The sequence below is a fragment of the Actinopolymorpha sp. B11F2 genome (assembly GCF_040195635.1).
Classification (GTDB): Bacteria; Actinomycetota; Actinomycetes; order Propionibacteriales; family Actinopolymorphaceae; genus Thermasporomyces.
The window spans coordinates 97422-116108 of record NZ_JBEFTX010000001.1 but is presented as its reverse complement, the minus strand read 5'-3'; the positions used below and the strand labels follow the sequence as shown (position 1 = coordinate 116108).

General features: G+C 70.0%; 17 protein-coding genes. 15 read left to right on the top strand and 2 right to left on the bottom strand.

Annotation, left to right across the window (positions count from 1 at the left end; genetic code table 11):
• Positions 1 to 28 precede the first annotated feature (28 nt).
• The 5 genes from thrS (at position 29) to ABN034_RS00540 (ending at position 5642) form a co-directional block, all read left to right on the top strand.
• On the top strand, positions 29 to 1996 hold the full coding sequence (gene thrS, locus ABN034_RS00560) for a threonine--tRNA ligase (protein WP_349688992.1): 1968 nt from the start codon (positions 29 to 31) through the stop codon (positions 1994 to 1996).
• Between the two features lie 11 nt (positions 1997 to 2007).
• Positions 2008 to 2550 carry a GNAT family N-acetyltransferase gene (locus tag ABN034_RS00555; protein WP_349688991.1) on the top strand — a complete coding sequence of 181 codons (543 nt, stop codon included), beginning with the start codon at positions 2008 to 2010 and terminating at the stop codon, positions 2548 to 2550.
• Positions 2547 to 3488, top strand: a complete 942-nt coding sequence (locus ABN034_RS00550; protein ID WP_349688990.1) for a carbohydrate kinase family protein — start codon at positions 2547 to 2549, stop codon at positions 3486 to 3488. Before ABN034_RS00555 ends, ABN034_RS00550 begins: the two co-directional genes overlap by 4 nt.
• Positions 3489 to 3626: 138 nt before the next feature.
• Positions 3627 to 5033, top strand: coding sequence for a Si-specific NAD(P)(+) transhydrogenase (gene sthA, locus ABN034_RS00545; RefSeq protein WP_349688989.1), 1407 nt, complete (start codon positions 3627 to 3629; stop codon positions 5031 to 5033).
• Positions 5034 to 5096: 63 nt separating this feature from the next.
• Positions 5097 to 5642 carry an HIT family protein gene (locus ABN034_RS00540; protein ID WP_349688988.1) on the top strand — a complete coding sequence of 182 codons (546 nt, stop codon included), beginning with the start codon at positions 5097 to 5099 and terminating at the stop codon, positions 5640 to 5642.
• A gap of 30 nt (positions 5643 to 5672) precedes the next feature.
• Here ABN034_RS00540 and ABN034_RS00535 read toward each other — a convergent pair whose 3' ends face one another.
• Positions 5673 to 6635 carry an acetylxylan esterase gene (locus ABN034_RS00535; RefSeq protein ID WP_349688987.1) on the bottom strand — a complete coding sequence of 321 codons (963 nt, stop codon included), beginning with the start codon at positions 6633 to 6635 and terminating at the stop codon, positions 5673 to 5675.
• Between the two features lie 297 nt (positions 6636 to 6932).
• Positions 6933 to 9101: an elongation factor G-like protein EF-G2 gene (locus ABN034_RS00530; RefSeq protein ID WP_349688986.1), complete on the bottom strand. Its 2169-nt coding sequence runs from the start codon at positions 9099 to 9101 to the stop codon at positions 6933 to 6935.
• 395 nt (positions 9102 to 9496) lie between these two features.
• On the opposite strand from ABN034_RS00530, the gene pgsA reads away from it, so the two are divergent.
• The 10 genes from pgsA to ruvA all read left to right on the top strand — a co-directional run bounded on the left by pgsA (position 9497) and on the right by ruvA (position 18651).
• The gene (gene pgsA, locus ABN034_RS00525; RefSeq protein WP_349688985.1) at positions 9497 to 10228 is read left to right on the top strand and encodes a phosphatidylinositol phosphate synthase; all 732 of its coding nucleotides are present in this window, start codon (positions 9497 to 9499) and stop codon (positions 10226 to 10228) included.
• Complete coding sequence (locus tag ABN034_RS00520) at positions 10225 to 11199, top strand: phosphatidylinositol mannoside acyltransferase (RefSeq protein ID WP_349688984.1); 975 nt, start codon at positions 10225 to 10227, stop codon at positions 11197 to 11199. The genes pgsA and ABN034_RS00520 overlap by 4 nt, the downstream gene beginning before the upstream one ends.
• A complete protein-coding gene (locus ABN034_RS00515; RefSeq protein WP_349688983.1) occupies positions 11196 to 12326 on the top strand; it encodes a glycosyltransferase family 4 protein in 1131 nt (376 codons plus the stop codon). The genes ABN034_RS00520 and ABN034_RS00515 overlap by 4 nt, the downstream gene beginning before the upstream one ends.
• Positions 12323 to 12853: a hypothetical protein gene (locus ABN034_RS00510; RefSeq protein ID WP_349688982.1), complete on the top strand. Its 531-nt coding sequence runs from the start codon at positions 12323 to 12325 to the stop codon at positions 12851 to 12853. The genes ABN034_RS00515 and ABN034_RS00510 overlap by 4 nt, the downstream gene beginning before the upstream one ends.
• A gap of 98 nt (positions 12854 to 12951) precedes the next feature.
• Positions 12952 to 13917 carry a pyridoxal 5'-phosphate synthase lyase subunit PdxS gene (gene pdxS / locus ABN034_RS00505; protein WP_349688981.1) on the top strand — a complete coding sequence of 322 codons (966 nt, stop codon included), beginning with the start codon at positions 12952 to 12954 and terminating at the stop codon, positions 13915 to 13917.
• Between the two features lie 23 nt (positions 13918 to 13940).
• Complete coding sequence (gene pdxT / locus ABN034_RS00500) at positions 13941 to 14549, top strand: pyridoxal 5'-phosphate synthase glutaminase subunit PdxT (protein ID WP_349688980.1); 609 nt, start codon at positions 13941 to 13943, stop codon at positions 14547 to 14549.
• Between the two features lie 16 nt (positions 14550 to 14565).
• Positions 14566 to 15327, top strand: a complete 762-nt coding sequence (locus ABN034_RS00495; RefSeq protein ID WP_349330646.1) for a YebC/PmpR family DNA-binding transcriptional regulator — start codon at positions 14566 to 14568, stop codon at positions 15325 to 15327.
• 104 nt (positions 15328 to 15431) lie between these two features.
• The gene (locus ABN034_RS00490; protein WP_349688979.1) at positions 15432 to 17126 is read left to right on the top strand and encodes a serine/threonine-protein kinase; all 1695 of its coding nucleotides are present in this window, start codon (positions 15432 to 15434) and stop codon (positions 17124 to 17126) included.
• A 212-nt stretch (positions 17127 to 17338) separates the two neighbouring features.
• Positions 17339 to 18016, top strand: coding sequence for a crossover junction endodeoxyribonuclease RuvC (gene ruvC, locus ABN034_RS00485; protein ID WP_502878945.1), 678 nt, complete (start codon positions 17339 to 17341; stop codon positions 18014 to 18016).
• A complete protein-coding gene (ruvA, locus tag ABN034_RS00480; protein ID WP_349688977.1) occupies positions 18013 to 18651 on the top strand; it encodes a Holliday junction branch migration protein RuvA in 639 nt (212 codons plus the stop codon). The genes ruvC and ruvA overlap by 4 nt, the downstream gene beginning before the upstream one ends.
• Positions 18652 to 18687 lie beyond the last annotated feature (36 nt).

Genomic DNA, 18687 nt, shown 5'->3' with positions numbered 1-18687 from the left:
GCCTTGGCCGGGTCCGAGGGAGCTTCCCGTGTCCGAGATCAGTGTCAGCGTCGTCCGTACCGGCGAGCGTGCCGAGTGCGGGGTGACGACGGGCACGACGGCCGGGGAGTTGTTCGAAGGTGACCGCTCGGTGATCGCCGCCCGCGTCAACGGCGAGTTGCGCGATCTGGCCCGGGTGCTGTCCGAGGGTGACGAGGTGGAGCCGGTCGCGATCGAGTCCGAGGACGGTCGGGCGATCCTGCGGCACTCGACCGCCCATGTGCTGGCGCAGGCGGTGCAGGAGCTGTTCCCCGAGGCGAAGCTGGGCATCGGACCGCCGATCGAGAACGGCTTCTACTACGACTTCGACTCACCCGTCGCGTTCCGCCCCGACGACCTCGAACGCATCGAGACCCGGATGCGGCAGATCGTCAAGGAGCGCCAGCGGTTCTCGCGTCGTGCGGTCTCCGATGACGAGGCGCGCGCCGAGCTGGCCGCCGAACCGTACAAACTGGAACTGATCGGGCTCAAGGGCGCGGCCGGCGGAGCCGCGGAAGGCGCGGGAGTCGAGGTCGGCGGCGGCGAGCTGACGATCTATGACAACCTCCGCGGCGACGAGCTGGCGTGGAAGGACCTCTGCCGCGGGCCACACCTGCCGACGACCCGGCACATCCCGGCGTTCAAGCTGATGCGGGTGGCGGCGGCGTACTGGCGCGGTGACGAGCGCAACCCCCAGCTGCAGCGGATCTACGGCACCGCCTGGGAGACCAAGGACGCCCTCAAGGCGCACCTGACAATGCTCGAGGAGGCTGAGCGCCGCGACCACCGCCGGCTGGGTGTCGAGCTCGACCTGTTCAGCTTCCCCGAGGAGATCGGGTCCGGGCTCGCCGTCTGGCACCCCAAGGGCGGCACCATCCGCCGGGTGATGGAGGAGTACTCCCGGAAGCGGCACGAGGAGTCCGGCTACGAGTTCGTCTACACCCCGCACATCGCCAAGGAGGGGCTGTTCCAGACGTCGGGCCACCTCGAGTGGTACGCCGACGGGATGTACGCCCCGATGGAGGACGACGGGCAGAACTACTACCTCAAGCCGATGAACTGCCCGATGCACGTGATGATCTACCGCTCCCGCGGCCGGTCGTATCGCGAGCTTCCCCTGCGGCTGTTCGAGTTCGGCACGGTCTACCGCTACGAGAAGTCCGGCGTGGTGCACGGGCTGACCCGGGCCCGCGGCTTCACCCAGGACGACGCCCACATCTTCTGTACGCCCGAACAGCTGCAGGACGAGCTGGCCTCGCTGCTGGCGTTCACCGTCGGTCTGCTGCGCGACTACGGCCTCACCGACTTCACTGCCGACCTCTCCACCCGGCCCGAGAAGTACGTCGGCGAGATCGAGCAGTGGAACACCGCCGAGGCGGCGCTGGAGGAGGCGCTCAAGCGGGCCGACATCCCCTACGCGGTCGCCGAGGGGGAGGGCGCGTTCTACGCGCCGAAGATCGACGTCCACGTCAAGGACGCGATCGGGCGCAAGTGGCAGCTGTCGACGCTGCAGGTCGACTTCCAGCTGCCTGGACGGTTCGACATCGAGTACCAGTCCGCCGACGGCAGCCGGCAACGGCCGTACATGATCCACCGGGCGCTGTTCGGCTCGGAGGAGCGGTTCTTCGGGATCCTGCTCGAGCACTACGCCGGTGCCTTCCCTCCGTGGCTCGCGCCGGTGCAGGTGGTGCTCATCCCGATCGCCGAGCGGCACGAGGACTACCTTGCGCGGGTGGCCGAAAAGCTTGCCAGGCAAGGGATCCGGGCCGAGGTCGACCGGTCCGACGACCGGATGCAGAAGAAGATCCGGACGGCCCAGACCCACAAGGTGCCGTACATGCTCCTCGCTGGCGACCACGACATCGAGGAGGGTGCGGTCTCGTTCCGCTACCGCGGCGGCGAGCAGAAGAACGGCGTCCCGATCGACGAGGCTGTCGCCGAGATCGTCTCCGCCGTCGAACGCCGCATCCAGCTCTGAGGGAGGAGCGAGTGTCCTCTTCGGCCGAACTCCAGCTTCTTCGCCACGACCATGCGCGGGCTCTGCTGGTCTTCGAACGGGAGAACCGGGACTACTTCGCCGCCTCGATTCCGGATCGCGGCGACGACTACTTCGCCCAGTTCGACGCACGACACCGCGAGCGGCTGAGTGAGCAGGCAGCCGGGCTGCTCTACTTCCACGTCCTCGTGGACAACGGCGAGGTGCTGGGTCGGGTCAACCTGGTCGACGTGGCGGAAGGCTCGGCCGAACTCGGGTACCGGATCGCCGAGAAGGCCGCCGGGCGTGGCCTGGCTACCCGCGCCGTCCATCAGGTGTGTGCCATGGCTGCCTCGGAGTACGGCCTGACCACGCTCAGGGCGAGGACCACGCTGGACAACGCCGGCTCGCGAGCCGTGCTGACCCGCACCGGGTTCGTGTCCGCGGGCGAGACCATCCTGTCCGGCCGGCCGGGGCTTCGCTACACCCGGAACCTCGACCAAGGAGCGGTGTCGTTCCGCCCTCGTGATGGCGAGCAGAAGAACGGCATGCCGTGACCACCATTGCCGTCGTGGGACACACGAACCTCGAGACGGCCGTGCACGTCGATCATCTCAAGGCGAGCGTGTCCGACAGCTTCCACGCTCATGCGCTGGCGACCACGGTGTCGGGTGTTGGTGTCAATGTCGCCGTGGCACTGCGCGGTCTCGGAAACGAGGTGCGCTTCGCGACAGTGATCGGTAGGGACACTCTCGGGTCGGCGTGTCTGGAGGAGTTCGCGACCCACGGGCTCGACCCGTCCTTCGTCGTCCGCGGAGTTCCCGCGACGGCGCAGTCGCTCAGCCGGTTCTACCGCGACGGCCTGCGCCGCAACCTCGTGGACCTCAAGGACGTCCAGGAGGCGACCTATCCGGACGACCTCGTTCCCGCGCTGTTCGACGGCGTCGACATCGCGGTGCTCACCAACATCGGCTACGCCCGACCGATGTTGGCGATGGCCCGCGAGCGCGGCATCCCGATCGCCACGGATGTCCATGCCGTCAAGGGGCTCTGGGATCCGTACAACCAGGACTGGTTGGCCGCCGCGGACGTCCTGTTCGCCTCACAGGAACGCATCGACCTCACGCCGCGCGATTTCGTCAACGCTGCCTTGACACAACACCGGGCGTCCGTGGTCGTGCTCGGCATGGGCGGCAGCGGGTCCCTGCTGGGCGTAGCGGGCCAGGACATCGTCCACGTACCGCCCGCGCACACAAGGCCCGTGGTCAACACGGTCGGCGCCGGCGACTCGTTGTTCAGCGCGTACGTCGACGGCTGGGGACGCGGCATGGAACCGCTGGCGGCCCTGCGCCGGGCGACACTCTTCGCGTCCTGGAAGATCGGTGCGTCCGGTGGCGCGGCTGGATTCCTCGACCGCGCGGGGCTGGACGCGCTGGTGGCCCAGCAGGAAGGGTCTTCCGCCGCCCATCGTCGGACCGGACGACCGGGGCCCTGAGCCGTTCGCCGCGCCGTGTATGCCGTTCTCTGGATCGACGCCAGCACACTGCGGTAGGCAGGATGGGACGGCCAGTGGCGTCGACGAGGGAGCTTGTCGACGTCTGCGCAATGCTGTAGCCCCAGTCGAAGGAGCGGCATGGACGACTACGACCTGCTCGTCATCGGTTCCGGTCCGGGTGGGCAGAAGGCCGCTATCGCCGGCGCCAAACTCGGTAAGCGCACGGCGGTCATCGAGAAGCGGCACATGGTGGGCGGGGTCTGCATCAACACCGGCACGATTCCGTCGAAGACGCTCCGCGAGGCGATCCTCTACCTCACCGGCCTCAACCAGCGGGAGATGTACGGCGCGTCGTACCGGCTCAAGAACGACATCACGGTCGGCGACCTGTCCGCGCGCACCCAGCACGTGATCGGCCGGGAGATCGACGTGATCCGGGCCCAGCTGGCCCGCAACCGCGTCGAGATGCTGCTGGGAGAGGCCCGGTTCGTCGACCGGCACACGGTCGCCGTCACGGCGGCCGACGGGAGCATGCGTACGGTCAGCGCCGGACGCATCGTCCTCGCGGTGGGCACGAGGCCGGCCCGACCGGAGTCGGTGGCGTTCGACGGGCGCACGATCGTCGACTCCGACCAGATCCTGCAGATGGACCGCATCCCGTCGTCGATGGTGGTCGTCGGTGCCGGGGTGATCGGGATCGAGTACGCATCGATGTTCGCCGCACTCGGCACCAAGGTCACCGTCGTCGAACGCCGGGAACGCATGCTGGACTTCTGCGACCTGGAGATCGTGGAAGCGCTCAAGTACCAGCTGCGCGATCTCGCGGTGACGTTCCGGTTCCGCGAGACGGTCGACAGGGTGGAGCGGCATGACTCCACCACCCTCACGGTGCTGGAGAGCGGCAAGCGGATCCCCGCCGACATGGTGATGTACTCCGCGGGCAGGCAGGGCGTCACCGATCCCCTCGACCTCGCCTGCGCCGGCCTCGAAGCCGACGATCGCGGCCGGATCAAGGTGGACGAACACTTCCGTACCCAGGTGTCGCACGTCTACGCGGTCGGTGACGTCATCGGGTTCCCGGCGCTGGCGGCGACCTCGATGGAGCAGGGCCGGCGCGCCGCCTACCATGCGTTCGACGAACCCGTGGTCGGCACTCTCGGAGAGCTGCAGCCGATCGGCATCTACGCCATCCCCGAGATCAGCTACGTCGGCAGGACCGAGGACGAACTCACCCAGGACAACGTGCCGTTCGAGGTCGGCATCTCCCGTTACCGCGAGCTTGCCCGCGGCGCGATCCTCGGTGATTCGTACGGCATGTTGAAGCTCCTCGTCCACGCCGAGGACCGCACGCTCCTCGGCGTCCACGTCTTCGGCACCGGAGCGACCGAGCTCGTCCACATCGGCCAGACCGTGATGGGCTGCGGGGGCACGATCGACTATCTCGTCGACACGGTCTTCAACTACCCGACACTCGCGGAGTCCTACAAGGTCGCCGCGCTGGACGCGATGAACAAGATGCGCGCCGTCGAACGCTTCCTCGACTGAGGCCGGCGCAGTCAGAAGCCTGCCCTGCCCGCGCGACCTCCCACCTTCCGTAGGATCGGCTGGGTGGAGGAGCCGGAACGCCAGGAGGGCGTGGGTACGCCGGACGCGTTCGAACGGCTGTGGACCCCGCACCGGATGGCCTACATCCTGGGCGAGAACAAGCCGCGCGGATCAGGAGCCGGGGACGGGTGCCCGTTCTGCGAGATCCCGGAGCACGACGACGCGGAGGGCCTCGTCGTGCGTCGAGGTGCGGTGACCTACGCCGTCCTCAACCTGTACCCGTACAACCCGGGCCACCTGATGATCTGCCCCTACCGCCACGTCGCCGACTACACCGACCTCACCCGCGAGGAGACGCTCGAGCTGGGGGAGCTGACCGGGCAGGCGATGACGGCGCTGCGTACCGCCTCCGACGCGGGAGGTTTCAACATCGGGATCAACCAGGGCCCGGTTGCCGGCGCCGGCATCGCGGCCCACCTGCACCAGCACGTGGTGCCCCGCTGGGGCGGCGACACGAACTTCATGCCGGTCGTGGGCCGGACCAAGGTCCTCCCGCAGCTCCTTCGGGACACCCGCGAGCTGGTCGCCGGTGCCTGGCCGGCCCCCTGACCGGACGTCCGTTCAGAAGCGGCCGCTGCTCTAGAGCTGGGACAGGAACGTGAAGATCGTGTCGCCGTGCCCCGGCAGCCCTTCGTGCTTGTAGTCGGGGTAGATCCGCAGTTCCTTCGTACTCGTGATCTTGTTGTACGCGGCGAACTGGGTCGACGGCGGGCACACCGTGTCGCCGAGCCCCACACCCATCAGCACCTCGGCGCGCACCCGTGAGGACAGGTGTTGGACGTCGATGTAGCCGAGGTTGGTGAAGACCTCCTTCTCCCGCTCGTGCAGCGGGTCGAAGCGCCGGAACCATTCGTAGATCTCGGCGTAGGCGTCCTTGGCCAGGTCGAGCTCCCACACTCGCTGGTAGTCGCTGAGGAACGGATAGACCGGAGCCGCCTTCGCGATCCGCGGCTCCAGTGACGCGCAGGCGAGGGTGAGGCCGCCGCCCTGGCTTCCACCCGTGGCGCCGACCCGCGCCTCGTCGACGTCCTCCATGTCCATGACCACGCGGGCGAGGAGAGCCGTGTCGAGGTAGACGTGGCGGTAGTAGAGCTTGGTCGGGTCGTCGTCGAGGCCCCGGACGATGTGGCCCCGCAGGGTCCAGCCGGTGACGCCGCCGAGGTCCTCGGAGAGCCCGCCCTGGCCCCGGCAGTCCAGTGCCGCGACGGTGAAGCCCAGACCGACCCAACTCAACAGGTCCGACCAGTCCGGAGAGCGGCCCGAGTATCCGTGGAAGTGCACGACCGCCGGGTGCAGTGGAGCGGCGTTCTTGGGTCGGAGGAGCTTGGCGTGGACGCGGGCGCCGCCGGTGCCGCGGAACCACAGGTGGAAGCACTCGGCGAACGGTGCCTGGAAGGCGGCGGGCTCGAGCTCCGCCTTGGGATCGATCGCTTCCAGCTCGGCGAGGGAGGCATCCCAGTACGCGTCGAAGTCGGCGGGACGAGGGTTGGTGCCCTGGTAGGTCGCGAGCTTCTCGCGCGGCATATCGAAGGTCAGTGGCATGCGGCGGATCCTCCCTGGTGGAGTCGTACGGTCGCAGCTGGCGGACGGACCGGCGTTCAGGAGCGTAGCCAGCGCCACGGGCCCGGGTCGCCGAGGCTTCCTCACCCGGCCACATCGCGGGGTGTACGCAGCTGCCTGCGAAGGCAGGCGTCGAAAGGACCTGGAGCCGAGAAGCCGTAGCCGGGTGCCGTTGTGGCTTCGACCCGACGACTGGGACGGGGCGGCCAGGAACGACCGCCCCGCCGCGGATCCAGGACTGTGTCCGACCGTCATGAGAGCGGCGGCCGGGCCACCGCCTCAGCCGTCGTCGCCGGCCTGAGCGTCCCTGAGTCGCTGGGCGACGTTTGCCGGCATGGGCTCGTAGTGGACGAACTTCCGGGTGAACGTCCCTGTGCCGTGGGACATCGAGCGCAGGTCGTTGGCGTACTTCGTGATCTCGACCTGGGGGACCTCGGCCTTGACCAGCGTGCGGCCCTGGCCCACCGGCTCGGTGCCGAGCACGCGCCCACGTCTGCTGGACAGGTCGCCCATCACCGTGCCCACATAGTCGTCGGAGACCAGTACCGACAGCAGGTCGACGGGTTCGAGCAGGTTCACGGTGCCGTTCTTCGCCGCCTCGCGCAGTGCCAACGAACCCGCCGTCTGGAACGCCATGTCGGAGGAGTCGACGCTGTGTGCCTTGCCGTCGTACAACGTCACGCGGATGTCGACGACCGGGTAGCCCGCCGCGACGCCGCGTTCCATCTGCGCGCGGAGCCCTTTCTCCACACTCGGGATGAACTGCCGCGGTACGGCGCCGCCGACCACCTTGTCGACGAACTCGAATCCGGACCCCTCCGGCAGCGGCTCGACCTCGACGTCGCACACGGCGTACTGGCCGTGGCCGCCGCTCTGTTTGACGTGCCGCCCCTTGCCGGTCGCCTTCCTGCCGAACGTCTCCCGCAGGGGGACCCGCAGCGGTACCTGGTCGACCTGGACGGAGTAGCGGTTGGCCAGGCGGTCGAGCGCGACGTCGGCGTGGGCTTCGCCCATGCACCACAGGACCAGCTGGTGGGTCTCGGCGTTGTGCTCGATCCGCAGCGTCGGGTCCTCCGCAGCGAGCCGGGAGAGCCCGAGGGACAGCTTGTCCTCGTCGGCCTTGGCGTGCGCGGTGACGGCGATCGGGAGCAGCGGCTCGGGCATGGTCCAGGGCTTCATCAGCAGCGGCTGGTCCTTGGACGAGAGCGTGTCGCCGGTCTCGGCCCTGGTCAGCTTCCCGATGGCGCAGATGTCTCCTGCCACGCAGCGGTTCAGGGTCCGCTGGGTCTTCCCCAGCGGGGAGGAGAGGGTGCCGACCTTCTCGTCGGCGTCGTGGTCCTCGTGCCCGCGGGCGTCGTCGACGAACGCCGAGAGGTGTCCGGACACGTGCAGCGTGTCGTCGGGCCGGATCGTTCCGGAGAAGACCCGGACCAGGCTGATCCGGCCGACGTACGGATCGGAGAAGGTCTTGACCACCTCGGCGAGCAGCGGTCCGTCGGGATCGCAGGTGAGCTTGTCGACTGCCTTGCCCTGCGGGGTGTAGACCTCGGGGAGCGGGTGTTCCATCGGCGACGGGAAGGCGCTCGTCATCACCTCGAGCAGTTCGGCGGTGCCGACACCGGTGGACGAACACACGGGAACGACCGGGAAGAACGATGCGTGGGCCACGGCCTTCTCCAGGTCGTCGACCAACAGCTTGCCGTCGATCTCCTCCCCGCCGAGGTAGCGGTCCATGAGGCTCTCGTCCTCGGACTCCTCGATGATCCCCTCGATCAGGGTGCCGCGGGCCTCCTCGGCCTCGTCGGCGTAGGTCTCACTCGGCTGGCCTTCGGCCCTGCTTCCCGAGGAGTAGTCGAAGAGCTTCTCCGACAGCAGTCCGATCAGGCCGCTGATCTCACCCTGGCCGTCGACGGGAAGGTAGAGGGGCAGGACCTTCTCCCCGAACGCGGCCTGTGCCTGGCTCAGCACGCCGGCGTAGTCGGCTCGGGGATGGTCCAGCTTGGTGAGCACGACGGCGCGAGGCATGCCGACCGCGGCACACTCGTGCCAGAGCGCCTGGGTGGCGCCGTCGATCCCCTCACTGGCGGCGATGACGAAGAGGGCGCAGTCCGCGGCGCGTAGACCGGCGCGGAGCTCTCCCACGAAATCGGCATAACCAGGTGTATCGAGCAGGTTGACCTTGATTCCCCCGTGCGTCAGAGGGGAGAGCGACAAGCCGATGGAGCGCTGCTGGCGGTGCTCGACTTCGTCGAAGTCGCTGACCGTCGCGCCGTCCTCCACGCGTCCCGCCCGGGCGATCGTGCCGGTCGTCGCGAGCAACGCCTCCACGAGCGTGGTCTTTCCGGATCCGGATGGGCCGACCAGGGCGATGTTGCGGACGACATCGGGCCGGTCGGCCGTGGGTGCCGTGACGGCCGCTCCACCGGGGGTCGGGTGCTTTTCAGCCATGGGCGTCGCCTCCTTGCGCGCGCAAGCGAAAGCCGGACGCGCCCGGACAGTCGGCCGCCGAGGGTGTTGACTTCTGACCTCGGCGGCGCTACGCCACCGAAGGCCACCTCACTGCAGGTGGTTCGAGCGGGCGGCGCCCTGACATCTGACTATCCACCATTCACCCAGGCCTGACCGCGGCACAAGTACTTCGCGCGTGTTGACGGAACTGGCCCGCCGGATGAACGTCTCGCGCCGGGCTCCCGAACGACCAGATTCGCGACCGGGTTGGCTGCCCGGCCTGTTCACCCTGGGCCCTGCGGCACGCCGGAGGGATGACCATCCGTCCGGTGCCGTCCTGGTGCTCCAGTAGCATCACGGCGACGAGCCGAGCCCCGAAGAGCGGCGATCACCTCATGTTGCGACGGTTCCACCAGTTCTGGACACGACTGCTGACGCCCGTGGCGCGCCTTTTCCTCCGAGTAGGAATCGGGCCCGACATCGTCACCCTTGTCGGCACCCTCGGCGTGTGTGTGGGCGCCCTGGGCTTCTACCCGCGGGGTGAGCTCTTCTGGGGGACGGTCGTCGTCACGGCGTTCGTGTTCTCCGACATGGTCGACGGCCTGATGGCGCGGATGTCCAACCGCTCGTCGAAGTGGGGTGCCTTCCTCGACTCCACTCTGGACCGGGTGGGCGACGCCGCGGTCTTCGGCGGGCTCGCCCTCTGGTACGCCGGCGGCGGAGAGAGCTACGTGTTCGCCTGCCTGGCGTTGTACGACCTGGTGATGGGCAGCGTGACGTCCTACGCCAAGGCCCGGGCCGAGAGTCTGGGGCTCAAGGCCGACGTCGGCATCGCCGAGCGGGCGGACCGGCTGGTCGCGGTCCTGGTGGCGACCGGGCTGTCCGGCCTGGGCGTCCCGCTGCTGCTGCCCCTGGTGCTGGGCATCCTCGCGGTGGCGAGCACGGTGACCGTGATCCAGCGGGTCGTCGCCGTACGCCGGCAGGTTCGGGAGGACGAGGCTGCCGCCGGCCCGCCCGCCGAGTCGGGTGGACCGCCAGCGGCCGAACCTCCCTCCGGACCGCCCTCTGGCCCGTCCGCGGGTCCGTCCATAGGGCCGTCCGAGCCGTCTGAGCGGGAGAGCCGGTGAGGGTGGCCGGGCGGGCAGCGGATCACACCAGGGGACGCGGCGGATTGGTCCGCCACACCGACCACGTGGTCAGCTTCGCCTACTCCGTCGGTTGGGCCGTGTTGCGCCGCCTACCCGGGCCGGCGGCCTTCGGGCTGCTGCGGCTCCTGGCCGACCTGGCCTGGCTGCGGCGTACCCGGGGCGTACGCCAGCTCCAGCGCAACCTCGCCCGCGTCCGGCCCGACGCGGGTGAGGCGGAGTTGCGGGCGCTGACCCGCGCCGGCATGCGGTCGTACTTCCGGTACTGGTGTGAGGCGTTCCGGCTGCCCGACATGCGTCCCGACGACATCCGCCAGTCGGTCGTCACGCACGGAGGCGAGGCCTTCTGGACCGCCGTCCACAGTGGCCGGGGCGTGGTGGCCGCCCTGCCGCACATGGGCAACTGGGACTTCGCCGGGGCCTGGGCGAGTACGCATGGAACGCGGATGACGACAGTCGCCGAACGGGTACGGCCCGAGCGGTTGTTCGACCGGTTCGTCGCCTACCGGGCGGCGCTCGGCATCGAGGTGCTCCCCGCGACGGGTGGTCCCGACCCCATGCAGGGGCTCACCGAACGCCTGCGGGACGGCGGCCTCGTGGTCCTGGTCGCTGACCGCGACCTGTCCACGCGAGGTGTCGAGGTGAGCTTTTTCGGGGAGCAGACCAGGATGCCCGCCGGACCTGCCGCCCTCGCCGTGCGTACCGGTGCCGTCCTCATCCCGGTGACCCTGTGGTACGACGGACCTCGGATGCACATCCACTTCCACGACGCACTGGAGAAGCCGGCCGGGTCCCGGCAGGCGATCCGTACGCTCACCCAGCAGATCGCCGACACGTTCGCGGCCGGCATCGCCGAGCATCCGGAGGACTGGCACATGCTGCAGCGGCTCTGGATCGCCGACCTCACCCGCGACCACCAAGCCGCGCTCGCGGGGGACCGGGCAGCGAGGTGAGGGTCGGGATCGTCTGCCCCTACTCCCTCGACGTCCCCGGCGGGGTCCAGAACCATGTGCGCGACCTCGCCGAGGTGCTCATCGAGATGGGACACCAGGTGTCGGTGCTCGCTCCGGCCGACGACGACACGCCTGTCCCGGCCTACGTCGTACCGGCCGGGCGGGCCGTGCCGGTGCCCTACAACGGCTCGGTGGCCCGGCTGGCGTTCGGGCCGCTCTCGGCGGCACGGGTCAGGCGCTGGATCCGCGACGGCGAGTTCGACGTTCTCCACATCCACGAGCCGGCCACGCCGTCACTGTCGCTGCTCGCCCTGTGGGCGGCGACCGGCCCGATCGTCGGGACGTTCCACACGGCGATGCCCCGGTCGCGGGTCATGAGTGCCGCCTCGTCGATCCTGCGTCCGGCACTGGAGAAGATCAGCGCGCGGATCGCGGTGAGCGAGCCGGCAAGGGCCACCCTCGTCCAGCACCTCGGCGGAGAGCCGGTGGTGATCCCGAACGGGTTGTTCGTCGAGCGGTTCGCCGCTGCCCGGCCGCGCGCGTCCTGGCGGGCAGGCGGCGACGGCACGTTGTCGTTCCTGGGCCGGCTGGACGAACCCCGTAAGGGACTTGCCGTCCTGCTCCGGGCGTTCCCGGCAATCTGGCGCGAACGACCGGGCGTGCGCTTGCTCGTCGCCGGCCGCGGTGATGTCGACGAAGCTCGGGGGACGCTCCCGCCCGAGTGCCGGGACGCGGTGACGTTCCTCGGCATGGTCGACGACCCCGAGAAGGCGGAGATGTTCGCCAGCTCCGACGTCTACGTAGCGCCGCAGACCGGCGGCGAGTCGTTCGGCATCGTCCTGGTGGAGGCCATGGCCGCGGGCGCACCCGTGCTCGCCAGCGATCTCGACGCGTTCCGCCTGGTGGTCGAGGGCGGGGACCTGGGCCGGCTCTTCGACGTGGGTGACGCCCCTGCCCTCGCGAGGGAGGCCCTTACGCTGCTGGGCGACGCGGCCGAGCGGGACCGGCTGCGGGCCGCCGCCCGGCTCGCGGTCCGCCGCTACGACTGGAGCAGTGTCGCGAAGGAGATCCTCGCCGTGTACGAAATGGTCGCGGAGGGTCCTGCCGGCGTGAGCGAGGCGCGATGAACTGGCCGTACGTCGCCGTCATCGTCGTCGCGGTCATCGGGGTCTACCTCTCCTGGACCGCTGGCCGCGTCGACCGGCTGCACACCCGACTCGACGCCGCTCGGGCGGCCCTGGACGCGCAGCTGTTCCGCCGTTCGGCCGTCGCGCTGGAGGTCGCCACCTCGGGGATGCTCGATCCGGCGACCTCGCTGCTGGTGGCCGACGCCGCGCACCGCGCCCGCGCGAGCGGGGAGGAGGACCGTGAGGCGCGGGAGTCGGACCTTTCCAAAGCGCTCGTCGCGGCGTTCCCGGAGTCCGAGGGCACCCGCGAGCTCGCCGGACAGCCCGGCGCGGGGGAGTTGCTGGCGGAGCTGGGCGCGGCGTGCCGGCGGGTGGATATGGCCCGCCGTTTTCACAACGACACCGTGGCGACCACTCGGGCGCTCCGCAGCCGCTGGCGGGTCCGATGGTTCCGGCTCGCCGGGCGGGCGGCCATGCCCGAAACCGTCGAGTTGGACACGACCGCCCCCGCTGGCCTCCCGGTCTGAGGAAGCCACTCGGCTCGAACTGGCTATGGAACATGGTGCCAGTCGGGGCTCTACGATGGGGGTGCCGTTCGTACCGCTTTCCAGCTTCGAGGTAGACCGTGACCGAATCCCAGTTCCCCCCGCCCACCCCGACGACCAGCGACGCCACAGGCCCCGGCGCACCCGCCGGCAACGGCCACGGTCCGGTCACCGGAACGGCCCGGGTCAAACGTGGCATGGCGGAGATGCTCAAGGGCGGCGTGATCATGGACGTCGTCACCCCCGAGCAGGCCAAGATCGCCGAAGACGCAGGGGCGGTGGCCGTCATGGCCCTCGAACGCGTACCGGCCGACATCCGCGCACAGGGGGGCGTGGCCCGGATGAGCGACCCCGACATGATCGACGGGATCGTGAGCGCCGTTTCCATCCCGGTCATGGCCAAGGCACGGATCGGGCATTTCGTCGAGGCCCAGTTGCTCCAGGCGATCGGCGTCGACTACATCGACGAGTCCGAGGTGCTCACCCCGGCCGACGAGACGCACCACATCGACAAGTGGGCGTTCACCGTGCCGTTCGTCTGCGGCGCCACCAACCTTGGCGAGGCGTTGCGGCGGCTGTCCGAAGGCGCGGCGATGATCCGCTCCAAGGGTGAGGCCGGCACCGGCAACGTGGTCGAGGCCACCCGGCACATGCGCCAGATCCGCGGCGAGATCCGCCGGCTCACGACCCTCGGCGAGGAGGAGCTCTTCGCCGCGGCGAAGGACCTGCGGGCACCGTACGAACTGGTCAAGGAGGTAGCTGGCCTCGGCAAGCTGCCGGTCGTCCTCTTCACCGCGGGCGGGATCGCCACGCCGGCCGACGCGGCGATGATGCGCCAGCTCGGCGCCGAGGGTGTCTTCGTCGGCTCCGGAATCTTCAAGTCCGGTGACCCGGCCAAGCGCGCCGCGGCCATCGTGCAGGCGACGACCTTCTACGACGACCCCGACGTGATCGCCAAGGTGTCCCGGGGCCTCGGCGAGGCGATGGTGGGCATCAACGTCGCGGAACTGCCCGAGAGCGCCCGCCTCGCGACCCGGGGCTGGTGACCTCCGCCCCGTAGGGTTGACGAGTGGTCAGCACACCGGTCATCGGCGTCTTCGCCCTCCAGGGCGATGTCCGCGAGCACCATCGGATCCTCTCGGCGCACGGCGCGGAGACCGTCGACGTACGCCGTCCCCAGGAGCTCCTGGCCGTGGACGGGCTCGTCATCCCGGGCGGCGAGTCGACCACGATGATCAAGCTGGCGGCGACGTTCGAGCTGCTGGAGCCGCTGCGCAAGCGGATCGCTGCGGGCATGCCGGTCTTCGGCACCTGCGCGGGCATGATCCTGCTCGCCGACCGGATCCGCGACGGCGCGCCCGGCCAGGAGACCGTCGGCGGGATCGACATGACCGTACGAAGGAACGCCTTCGGCCGGCAGGTCGACTCGTTCGAGGCGGACGTGGAGTTCGCAGATCTGGACGGTGCGTTCCATGCCGTGTTCATCCGCGCGCCCTGGGTCGAGAGCGTCGGCCCGAGCTGCCAGGTACTCGCCCGGGTCGCCTCCGGCCCCGCCCTGGGTAGGATCGTCGCGGTCCGCCAGGGTCACCTGCTCGCGACGGCCTTCCATCCGGAGCTGACCGGCGACGACCGCGTCCACCGATACTTTGTCGAGCTGACCACCGCGTCTTCGGCGTGAAGGAGGCCTACCCGCCATGTCCGGTCATTCCAAGTGGGCAACCACGAAGCACAAGAAGGCCGTGATCGACGCCAAGCGGGGCAAGCTCTTCGCGAAGCTGATCAAGAACGTCGAGGTCGCAGCGAGGGTCGGCGGCGGCGATCCGGCCGGCAACCCGACCCTCTTCGACGCCATCCAGAAGGCCAAGAAGTCCTCGGTCCCCAACGACAACATCGACCGTGCGGTCAAGCGTGGCTCGGGTCTGGAGGGCGGCGGTGCCGACTATCAGACGATCATGTACGAAGGGTACGGACCCGCCGGCGTCGCCATCCTGATCGAGTGCCTCACCGACAACCGCAACCGGGCGGCGGGCGAGGTCCGCACCGCCACCACGCGCAACGGCGGCTCGATGGCCGACGCGGGCAGTGTGTCGTACATGTTCAGCCGGCGCGGCGTCATCGTCCTCCCGCGTGAACAGGACGGCAAGGCGCTCACCGAGGACGACGTACTCCTCGCCGTGCTCGACGCCGGTGCCGAGGAGGTCAACGACCTCGGCGAGGCGTTCGAGGTGATCTCCGAGCCGTCGGACCTGGTGGCGGTCCGCACGGCCCTGCAGGACGCCGGTATCGACTACGAATCCGCCGAAGCGAGCTTTGTCCCGAGTGTGACCGTTCCGCTCGACGAGGACACCGCGCCCAAGGTGTTCCGGCTCGTCGAGGCGCTCGAGGACTGCGACGACGTGCAGAACGTCTACGCCAACTTCGACGTGTCCGACGACATCATGGAGAAGGTCGGCTAGCGACGGGTTCGCGTGGTTCGCCGGACTCGGGCATTGGCGACTCGCCATCAGCGTGGCGTGGCGTGCGCCGGACATAGCCGTCGCGGGCCGGTTACCGTGTTTGCGTGCAGCGGGACCTGACCGACGACGCGTCCACTGTCGAGTTCACGCGGCTCGACGGCTACCTGCTGCGTGAACGGATCGGCGAGGGCGGGATGGGCGTCGTCCATCGCGCCACCGACACCGACGGGCGGGTCGTCGCGATCAAGCTGCTCCGCCCGCACGTTGCCGGCGACAGCGAGTCGCGGGCGCGGTTCGCCCGCGAGGCGCAGGTGCTCGCACGCGTCCGGGGCCGCCACGTCGCCCAGGTCCTCGACGCCGACGTCGCGGCTGCCACGCCGTACCTCGTCACCGACTTCGTCGCCGGACCACCCCTGCACGAGGTGGTGGAGCGGGACGGACCGCTCGACGGAGCCGACCTCGCCGACCTCGCCGGTGACCTCGCCGACGCGCTCTGCTCGATCCACGGCGCCGATGTCGTCCACCGGGACCTCAAGCCCGGCAACGTCCTCCTCGATGACGGAATCGCGGTCGTCATCGACTTCGGCATCGCGCAGATCGCCGACGACACCCGCATGACCGTGCCTGGTCTGGTCTACGGAACCCCCGGCTATGTCGCGCCGGAGATCCTGCACGGTTCCGAGATCACGGCGGCCGCGGACATCCACTCCTGGGCCGCGACCGTGGCCTACGCCGCGACTGGACGCTCACCGTTCGGCAAGGGGCCACTGGAGGCGGTGGCCTATCGAGTCCTGCACGAAGGTCCGGACCTCGACGGCTGCCCAGACTGGCTGTTTCCGGTTCTCGAACTCTGTTTCGCCAAGGACCCTGCCGAGCGTCCCAGCGCACCGACACTCCTGCGCTGGCTCGAGACCGGCGAGCCGCCGCCGGACCGGACCGTCGCTCTGTCGCAGGCACCGGCTTCAGGCATCCCCGACACGCACCTGGGCAACGGATCGACCACACCCATGACCGGCGCCGCGTCCGAAGCCCCTCCGCTCGACGCCTACACCGACGACAGGTACGCGCCCGCGGGCGATGACCACGCCGACGGATACGACGGGTACGACGACAGGTACGACTCCGGCGCCGACTCGGCAGAGCCGTACACCGACGACGGCGAGGCCGCCGACACCGAGGAACGCACCCCCGAACCCTCCTGGCCGGTCTATCACGGGCCGGTCAGACCCCACCGGGTCGTGACCACGCTCGCGTTCGCCGTCCTCGCGACCCTGGCCGCCGTCGTGCCACTCATTGCGGCCGGGGCGTTGACCGGCTGGCTGGTGGTCAGCCGTACGGTCGACCGGTCGGCCCGCTTCCTCCGGCGGCGGCGCTCGACCAGGGGGCGTCGCGGACTCGACTCGGTGGCGGTCGGCGCCGCGCTTCCGTGGCACTTCGTGCGTTCGGTTCTGGTCACTGCGCTGACCCTGCCGATTGCCGTCACCGGTGCGGGCATCCTCGTCGGCGTCGTGGTCCTGTTCTTCTACGCGGGTGCGATCACGCCCCGCTGGGACCTGGTGGCCGGTGGCATCGGGCTCGTCGTCGCGGCGCTGGCCTGGTGGGGTGTCGAAGGTGAGGGCGTCCAGCATGGGAGCCAGCGGATCCTCTCCGCCGTACTCCGTCGCCGCTGGGTTTCCGTCGTGGCCGGGGCGGTGCTCGCGGTCTTGGCTCTGGTCCTCGCCACGGTTGCCAGTACCGAACTCATCCAGTGGTGGCCGTTGGAACAGGGGCCGCTGCCCCGGCTCGACTGGCCTGGCTGAGCCCGCCGGCGCCACCCGCCGATCCTGAGCCCGCCGGCGTCACCCGCGGATCCTGAGCCTGCCGGCGTCACCCGCGGATCCGGGGCCCGCCGGCGTCGCCCGCGGATCCGGGGCCGGCCGGCGCGTCGCCACGTCCTCGTGGCCGCGGGCCCGATAGCCTCCCGAACAGACGTTCGGCGGCAGGTGAGGCGGAGGGTCCAGGACCAGTGCGCGTGCTCGGAATCGATCCCGGCCTCACCCGCTGCGGCCTCGGACTGGTGGAGAGCGAGCACCCACGCCGGCTGGGCCTGCTGGCGGTCGATGTCGTGCGGACCCATCCCGACCTCGCCCTGGGCGGCCGGCTGCTCGAGGTCGAGCGCGTGGTCGCCAGCTGGCTCGACGAGCACACACCCGATGCCGTGGCGCTCGAACGGGTCTTCAGCCAGCACAACGTCCGCACGGTGATGGGCACTGCCCAGGTGAGTGGCGTCATCCTGACCGCGGCGGCGCGACGTGGCATCCCGGTGGCCCTCCACACGCCCAGCGAGGTGAAGGCGGCGGTCACCGGCAACGGCCGCGCCGGTAAGGAACAGGTAACCCACATGGTGACCCGGATCCTGTCCCTTCCCGCCAAGCCCCGCCCGGCCGACGCGGCCGATGCCCTGGCGCTCGCGATCTGCCACCTGTGGCGTGGCCCTGCCGCCGCCCGGATCGAGGCCGCCCGGCAGGCCGCGGCGGGGCGGAGCCAGAACCGCCGCGGCCCGGTGGGTCGTGGCCGCCCGCCGGTCGTCGCCGCGCGGGAGGCTGTCGGCGCCCGCTGGCACACTGCCGCTGCCGTGTCCACGAAGACCGTTCAGCCCACACAGTCCGCCGAAGGTGCCGGCGAGCCGCACCGGAAGGGTCCTCGATGATCGCATTCGTACGAGGCAAGGTCGCATCTGTCGGACTCGACTCCGCCGTCGTCGATGTCGGCGGCATCGGGATAGAGATCCGTGCGACACCGGGCACGCTGGCCGACCTGCGGGTGGACGCGACCGCGAGCGTCCCGACCAGTCTGGTCGTCCGGGAGGAGTCGCTCACGCTCTACGGCTTCGCCGACGACGACGAACGCATGGTCTTCGAGCTCCTGCAGACCGCCAGCGGTGTGGGGCCAAGGCTCGCGCAGGCCATGCTCGCCGTGCACCGGCCCGACGACCTGCGTCGCGCGGTCGCCCGCGAGGATCTGGTGGCGCTGACCAAGGTTCCCGGGATCGGCAAGAAGGGGGCCCAGCGCATCGTGTTGGAGCTCAAGGACCGTCTCGGCGCACCCACTGCCGGTACGGGTGTCGCGGCGAACGGAACTCCCGTGCCGACCGCCGCCGGCGGCACCGCCGCATGGCGGGTCCAGGTACGCGGTGCACTGCTCGGCCTTGGCTGGTCGACGCGGGAGGCAGAGACCGCACTCGACGCGGTGGAACCCCTGGCGCAGGAACAGGCCGAGACAGGCGCGGCGCCGGAGGTGGCGAGCCTGCTCCGCGCCGCCCTTCGTACGCTCTCCCGGGCATGACATGCCGTGGGAAAAGCCTCTGCCGGGGAGCTGATC

Coding starts and splice junctions, on each gene's coding strand:
- sthA (WP_349688989.1), top strand. CDS start 3,627: ATGGACGACTACGACCTGCTCGTCATCGGTTCCGGTCCGGGTGGGCAG.
- ABN034_RS00535 (WP_349688987.1), bottom strand. CDS start 6,635: ATGCCACTGACCTTCGATATGCCGCGCGAGAAGCTCGCGACCTACCAG.
- ABN034_RS00530 (WP_349688986.1), bottom strand. CDS start 9,101: ATGGCTGAAAAGCACCCGACCCCCGGTGGAGCGGCCGTCACGGCACCC.
- pgsA (WP_349688985.1), top strand. CDS start 9,497: ATGTTGCGACGGTTCCACCAGTTCTGGACACGACTGCTGACGCCCGTG.
- ABN034_RS00510 (WP_349688982.1), top strand. CDS start 12,323: ATGAACTGGCCGTACGTCGCCGTCATCGTCGTCGCGGTCATCGGGGTC.
- ABN034_RS00495 (WP_349330646.1), top strand. CDS start 14,566: ATGTCCGGTCATTCCAAGTGGGCAACCACGAAGCACAAGAAGGCCGTG.
- ruvA (WP_349688977.1), top strand. CDS start 18,013: ATGATCGCATTCGTACGAGGCAAGGTCGCATCTGTCGGACTCGACTCC.